General features: G+C 70.2%; 5 protein-coding genes and 1 tRNA gene. 1 reads left to right on the top strand and 5 read right to left on the bottom strand.

Annotated features, from left to right (window positions below; genetic code table 11):
* Positions 1–63 precede the first annotated feature (63 nt).
* From ACFWE2_RS24145 to ACFWE2_RS24125, 5 genes are all read right to left on the bottom strand, one after another.
* Positions 64–666 carry a 50S ribosomal protein L25/general stress protein Ctc gene (locus tag ACFWE2_RS24145; protein ID WP_377226751.1) on the bottom strand — a complete coding sequence of 201 codons (603 nt, stop codon included), beginning with the start codon at positions 664–666 and terminating at the stop codon, positions 64–66.
* 220 nt (positions 667–886) lie between these two features.
* Complete coding sequence (locus tag ACFWE2_RS24140; RefSeq protein WP_377226750.1) at positions 887–2,092, bottom strand: glycosyltransferase; 1,206 nt, start codon at positions 2,090–2,092, stop codon at positions 887–889.
* A 115-nt stretch (positions 2,093–2,207) separates the two neighbouring features.
* Positions 2,208–3,194, bottom strand: coding sequence for a ribose-phosphate diphosphokinase (locus ACFWE2_RS24135; RefSeq protein ID WP_377226749.1), 987 nt, complete (start codon positions 3,192–3,194; stop codon positions 2,208–2,210).
* Positions 3,194–4,831 (bottom strand): bifunctional UDP-N-acetylglucosamine diphosphorylase/glucosamine-1-phosphate N-acetyltransferase GlmU, encoded by a 1,638-nt coding sequence (gene glmU, locus ACFWE2_RS24130; RefSeq protein ID WP_377226748.1) that lies wholly within the window; start codon positions 4,829–4,831, stop codon positions 3,194–3,196. Before glmU ends, ACFWE2_RS24135 begins: the two co-directional genes overlap by 1 nt.
* 34 nt (positions 4,832–4,865) lie before the next feature.
* A tRNA-Gln gene (locus tag ACFWE2_RS24125) sits at positions 4,866–4,940 on the bottom strand.
* Between the two features lie 231 nt (positions 4,941–5,171).
* On the opposite strand from ACFWE2_RS24125, the gene ACFWE2_RS24120 reads away from it, so the two are divergent.
* On the top strand, positions 5,172–5,774 hold the full coding sequence (locus tag ACFWE2_RS24120) for a TetR/AcrR family transcriptional regulator (protein WP_377226747.1): 603 nt from the start codon (positions 5,172–5,174) through the stop codon (positions 5,772–5,774).
* Positions 5,775–5,917 lie beyond the last annotated feature (143 nt).

Genomic DNA, 5,917 nt, shown 5'->3' with positions numbered 1-5,917 from the left:
TCGGTAACTTGAGCTACCGATCACCTGACAATCTGCCGACCACTCGGGGGGTATGGCGGAGACTCAGCTTTCCGAGGACGCCTCGGCGGGCGACTCGTCGGAGGCGGCCTCCTCGTCGTCGCCTGCCTCGCCGCGCGGCTCGGTGATCAGCACGACGACGGCTTCCGGGTCGGTGAGCAGCGTGGAGCCGGCCGGGAGGGCGACCTCACGGGCGTGGACCTGCGCGCCGGTCTCGAGGCCCTCGATGGAGACCTCGACGGACTCGGGCAGGTGCGTGGCCTCGGCCTCGACCGAGAGCGTCTGCTCCTCGACGAGGTGGATGGTGCCGGGGGCCGACTCACCCACGATGTTCACGGTGATGTCGACGGTGATCTTCTCGCCGGCGCGCACGACCTGCAGGTCGATGTGCTCGATGGTGTTGCGGACCGGGTCGCGCTGGACGTCCTTGGCGACGGCCAGCTGGCCCTTGCCGTCGAGCTCGATGGAGAGCAGCACGTTGGTCTGGCGCAGCGCCAGCATCGACTCGTGGCCCGGCAGGGTCACGTGCACCGGGTCGGTGCCGTGCCCGTAGAGGACAGCGGGGATCTTGTTGTCGCGGCGGATGCGGCGGGCGGCACCCTTGCCGAACTCGGTACGGGCCTCAGCGGCGAGCTTGATCTCGGCCATGGGAATTCACTCCTGGAAGATATGTGTGCAACTCGAAGATGGCGGCTGCGTCGGCGCGGGACACGTGACGGGCGCGGAGCGGGCACGCGGGGCGAGGTGCTGGAGGGGTACTCCGCCCGGGGCCGCCGACGGCCGCCCAGTCGATCACGGACGCCGGCCGAGTGCTTGCGGGATCAGGTCCCGCCGCGGCCGTCAGGCGTCCCTCGCCGAGGCAACCTGACTACTGTACCCGCTCGTCGGCGCGGTCCGCACCGAGAGGCGGTGTGACACCGATCGGCGGCTGCGTGCGACGCGGCTTGTAGACGACCTGGACGTGGAACACGAAGCGCAGCAGGAACGCCACGACGAGGGTCACCGCCTGCACGAGCACCGGCCACAGGCCCGTGAACTCGACGAGCCACCACAGCACGGGCAGGCGGATCGCCGCCTCGGTGCCGTTGAACGCGAACGAGTGCGCGAACCGCGACCAGACGCCACGGCCCTCGTTGCGCAGGTCACGGAACACGAACCGCTCCTGCAGCAGGAAGTTCGTCAGGATCGTGACGACGGCGGAGATCACCGCACCCGCAACGTAGTGCACGCCCAGCCCGGTGAGGGCCCACAGGATGAGGATGTTCAGCACCGCTCCGAAGCCGCCGATGATCGCGAACCGCGACATCCGCCCGAACCGCAGGGCGGCGAGCTGCTCCAGGTAGCGCAGGCCCGTCTTGAAGGTGGCCTTGGAGTGCCCGGCGTACCGCTCGCCGAACACGAACGGCTCCTCCCCGACGGCCAGCCTGTTGCGCGTGAGGAGCTCGAGCAGGATCTTGAAGCCCCGCGGGTGCAGCGCGTCGAGGTCCAGCCGGTCCACCCGGGTGGCGAAGAACCCCGTGAGGGGGTCGGTCACGTTGCGCAGCCGCACCGGGAACATCGAGCGCGCCAGGAGTGCCGAGGCGATCGAGACGCCGTGGCGCCACCAGCCGTCCAGGCCGCCGGCGTCGCCGTCGCCGGTGTAGCGGGAGGCGACGACGATGTCGAGCCCCGCGTCGCGTCCGCGCGCGACGAGCGCGGGCACGAGCTCGGGCGGATGCTGCAGGTCGCCGTCCATCACGACCGCCCACTCGGTGGTGACGGTCCGCAGCCCGGCCACGACGGCGCCGCTGAGCCCACCCTCGGCCTTCTCCCGGTGCAGCAGGCGCACCGGGACCGGCGCGGTGGCCGCGACCTGACGGATCAGGTCAGGGGTGTCGTCGGTGGAGTCGTCGACGAAGAGGATCTCCGCGAGGTCCGGCGCCCCGATCGGCGCCGGGCCACCCTCGGGCCCGTTGAGGGCGCCCGAGGGCAGACCGTCGTCGGGCAGCACACCGAAGGCGGCGCACAGCCGCTCGGTGAGCACCCGGACGTTGGGCCCCTCGTTGAACGTGGGCACCACGACGGTGACGGTCACTGACCCTCCCAGATCGTTGTCAAGACACGGTCCTCCGTTGACCGCATCCGAGTCAAGGGTCAGACCGTATACCCGGACAGGCGCCCGGACGGACACCCGGGCTGACCTCGAAGGATCAGGAGTTGCCGTCGAAGAGCGATGTCACGGAGCCGTCGGAGTGGACCTCGTTGATCGCCGACGCGAGCAGCGGCGCGATCGAGAGCACCTTGAGGTTGGGGAACCGGCGGTCGTCCTCGATGGGCAGGGTGTCGGTCACGACGACCTCACGCGCACCGCACTCCGTGAGCCGCTGCGCGGCCGGGCCGGAGAGCACGCCGTGCGTCGCGGCGACGGTCACGGACTTGGCGCCGGCGGCCATGATGACCTTGACCGCCTCGGCGATCGTGCCGCCGGTGTCGATGAGGTCGTCGACCAGCACGCAGTCGCGGCCCTGCACGTCGCCCACGACGCGGTTGGCTACCGACTGGTTGGGCCGCGTGACGTCGCGCGTCTTGTGCACGAACGCCAGCGGACCGCCGCCCAGCTTGGAGGCCCAGATCTCGGCGACGCGGATGCGACCGGCGTCCGGAGAGACGACCGTGACGTTCTCGACGTCCACGCGGGTGCGCACGTAGTCGACGAGGATCGGCATGGCCCACAGGTGGTCCACCGGGCCGTCGAAAAAGCCCTGGATCTGCGCGGTGTGCAGGTCGACGCTCATCAGGCGGTCCGCGCCGGCCGTCTTGAACAGGTCCGCGAGGAGCCGGGCCGAGATCGGCTCGCGGCCACGGCTCTTCTTGTCCTGGCGCGCGTACCCGAAGAACGGCGCGACGACCGTGACGGAGTGTGCGGAGGCCCGCTTGGCGGCGTCGACCATGAGCAGCTGCTCCATGATCCACTGGTTCACCGGCATCGTGTGCGACTGGAGCAGGAACAGGTCCATGCCACGCACCGACTCGCTGAACCGCACGTAGGTCTCGCTGTTCGCGAAGTCGTACGCGGAGACGCCGAGCAGGTCGATGCCCAGCTCCTTCGCGACGTTCTTCGCCAGCTCGGGGTGTGCCCGTCCCGATGCGAGGACGAGCGGATGGCGGTTCGGACCGGGAGCGATGGTGCTGGACATCAGTGGGACTTTCCTTCCTTGTCGGCCCCGGGGACCAGGGCCTGGTCGGCCTCGGCCTGGGCGGCCGCGGCCTGCGGGGCAGTGGGCGCCCCGGTGGCATTCTGCTGGGCAAGCTGTCGCTGCGCCTGGTCGCCGAGACCGGACGCCCCACCGTGGGCGTTCGCAGCGGCTTCCGCGGCGGCCGTCCCCGGCCGGCGGCGGGTGACCCAGCCCTCGATGTTCCGCTGCTGCCCTGCGGTGACGCCGAGCGCGCCGGCGGGTACGTCCCGGCGGATCACGGAGCCGGCGGCGGTGTAGGCGCCGTCGCCCACCGTGACGGGCGCGACGAACATGTTGTCCGCGCCCGTGCGGGCGTGCGAGCCGATCACCGTGCGGTGCTTGTGCACACCGTCGTAGTTCACGGTCACCGACGCCGCACCGATGTTGGAGTGCTCCCCGATGGTCGCGTCGCCCACGTAGGAGAGGTGCGGCACCTTGCTGCCCTCGCCGATCGTCGCGTTCTTGGTCTCGACGAACGTCCCGATCTTGCTCTTGCGGCCCAGGCTGGTACCGGGACGCAGGTAGGCGAACGGACCGACGGACGCACCCTCGCCGATGACGGCGAGCGAACCGTGCGTGCGGACGATCGTCGCGCCTGCCCCCACCTCGACGTCGGTCAGGGTCGTGTCGGGGCCGATCGTCGCACCGGTCGCGACGATCGTCGCGCCCTTGAGCTGCGTGTTCGGCAGCAGGGTGACATCAGGGGACAGCTCGACGTCGACGTCGATCCACGTGGTGGCCGGGTCCTGCACCGTGACGCCCGCGCGCTGCCACTCCTCGACGATGCGGCGGTTCATCTCGCGGGCCAGGACCGAGAGGGCCACCCGGTCGTTGACGCCCTCGACGAGCATCGGGTCGTCGGCGAGCAGCGCCCGCACGTGCAGACCCTCGGTACGGGCGAACGCGATGACGTCGGTCAGGTAGACCTCGCCCTGCGCGTTCCGGCTGTCGAGACCGCCGAGGCCCTTGCGCAGCGTCGCGGCGTCGAACACGTAGACCGACGAGTTGATCTCGCGGATCTCGAGCTGGTCGGCGGTCGCGTCCTTGTGCTCGACGATCTCGAGCACGTCGCCTGTGTCGGGCTCGCGGACGATCCGGCCGTAGCCCGTGGCGTCGGCGACCTCGGTGGTCAGCACGGTCACCGCGTTGCCGTCGGCGTGGTGCGCCGCAAGCAGCTGGCCCAGGGTGGCGCCGTCGAGCAGCGGTACGTCGCCCGCCACGACCACGACGGCGCCCTCGACGCCGTCGCCCACGAGCTCGCCGTCGGCGATACCCGCTACCGCCGCGGCGGCCTGGGCCTTGGCGTCGAGCGCCGCGAGGGCGCACTGCACCGCCCTGCCCGTGCCGGGGATGTCGTCCTGGTCCACGAGGACCGCCTCGGGGTCGAGCTGCCCGATCGCCTCCGCGACCAGCTCGCGCTCGTGCCGGACCACCACGGCGACCTGCAAGGGCTCGAGCTCACGAGCGGCCGTCAGCGCGTGCCCGACCATCGGCTTGCCGCCGAGCGGGTGCAGGATCTTCGGCAACGCTGACTTCATGCGGGTGCCCTGGCCGGCGGCAAGAACGATGACTGCTGCCGGCTGAGGTGTCTCGGTCACGAGTGCTCCGATCAGTGGGTTCGTCAGATCCGGATGGCTCCGCCCCCAGGATTCGAACCTGGACTAAAGGCACCAAAAACCTCTGTGCTGCCGATTACACCAAGGCGGACCGGGCGCGCGCGGCTCCGTCGTGACCCGAAGCGGGCGTGTGCCACCGTCGCACGTCCGTGAACAGTCTGCCAGGTCCTGAGCCATGCCCCCGCCCGTACCGGGCGAGTCGTCAGCCACATCCGGGTCCGACGGCCCTCGCTCGTCGGCACGTTCCGGGCACGTCCGGAACTGCCGCTCGGGCACAATGAGCACCATGGCCGCCGACAACCGACGTACCCACCGACCTCGTATGACGGCCAGCCAGCGCCGCGAGCAGCTGCTCACGGTCAGCCGCGGACTGTTCGCCGGAAAAGGCTTCGAGGGCACGAGCGTGGAGGAGATCGCGGCACGCGCCGAGGTCTCCAAGCCGGTCGTTTACGAGCACTTCGGCGGCAAGGAGGGCATCTACGCGGTCGTGGTGGACCGCGAGGTCCAGGCACTGACCACCGCACTGACGGGTGCGCTCGGCTCGGGCGGCCACCCCAAGGTCCTGCTGGAGCGGACGGCGCTCGCCCTGCTGGACTACATCGAGTCGTCCGAGGACGGCTTCCGCATCCTCGTGCGCGACTCCCCCGTCGCACAGGCGACCGGGACGTTCTCGAGCCTGATCGGCGACGTCGCCACCCAGGTCGAGTCGATCCTCGAACCGCAGTTCAGGGCGGCGGGGCTCGAGACGAGGACCGCCCCGCTCTACGCGCAGATGCTCGTCGGCATGATCGCGCTCACCGGCCAGTACTGGCTGGACGCCCGCAGCCCCAAGAAGACCGAGGTGGCGGCTCACCTCGTCAACCTGGCGTGGAACGGCCTGCACAACATGGAAAAGAAGCCGGAGCTGACGCGGCACTCGCGCTGAGCCGCTGAGGCGCCGAGAAAATACCCCCGAACTGCCACTATCCGGGCAGGGAGTTGCGCTGGCGCACCCACCTTTTCCCTGAGGCAAAAAGTGTGCGCGGTGCATTTATATAACGAACACCCCTCGCGAGAACTCGCGAGGGG

Origin of the sequence: Promicromonospora sp. NPDC060271 (assembly GCF_042726755.1) — a bacterium.
In the GTDB taxonomy this organism is placed as follows: Bacteria; Actinomycetota; Actinomycetes; order Actinomycetales; family Cellulomonadaceae; genus Promicromonospora.
The sequence above is the reverse complement of the archived record's forward strand: the minus strand, read 5'-3'. Positions and strand labels throughout refer to the sequence as shown.

Bases quoted from the DNA above. Each gene is read 5' to 3' on its own strand.
- ACFWE2_RS24145 (WP_377226751.1), bottom strand. From the start codon at position 666: ATGGCCGAGATCAAGCTCGCCGCTGAGGCCCGTACCGAGTTCGGCAAG.
- ACFWE2_RS24135 (WP_377226749.1), bottom strand. From the start codon at position 3,194: ATGTCCAGCACCATCGCTCCCGGTCCGAACCGCCATCCGCTCGTCCTC.
- ACFWE2_RS24120 (WP_377226747.1), top strand. From the start codon at position 5,172: ATGACGGCCAGCCAGCGCCGCGAGCAGCTGCTCACGGTCAGCCGCGGA.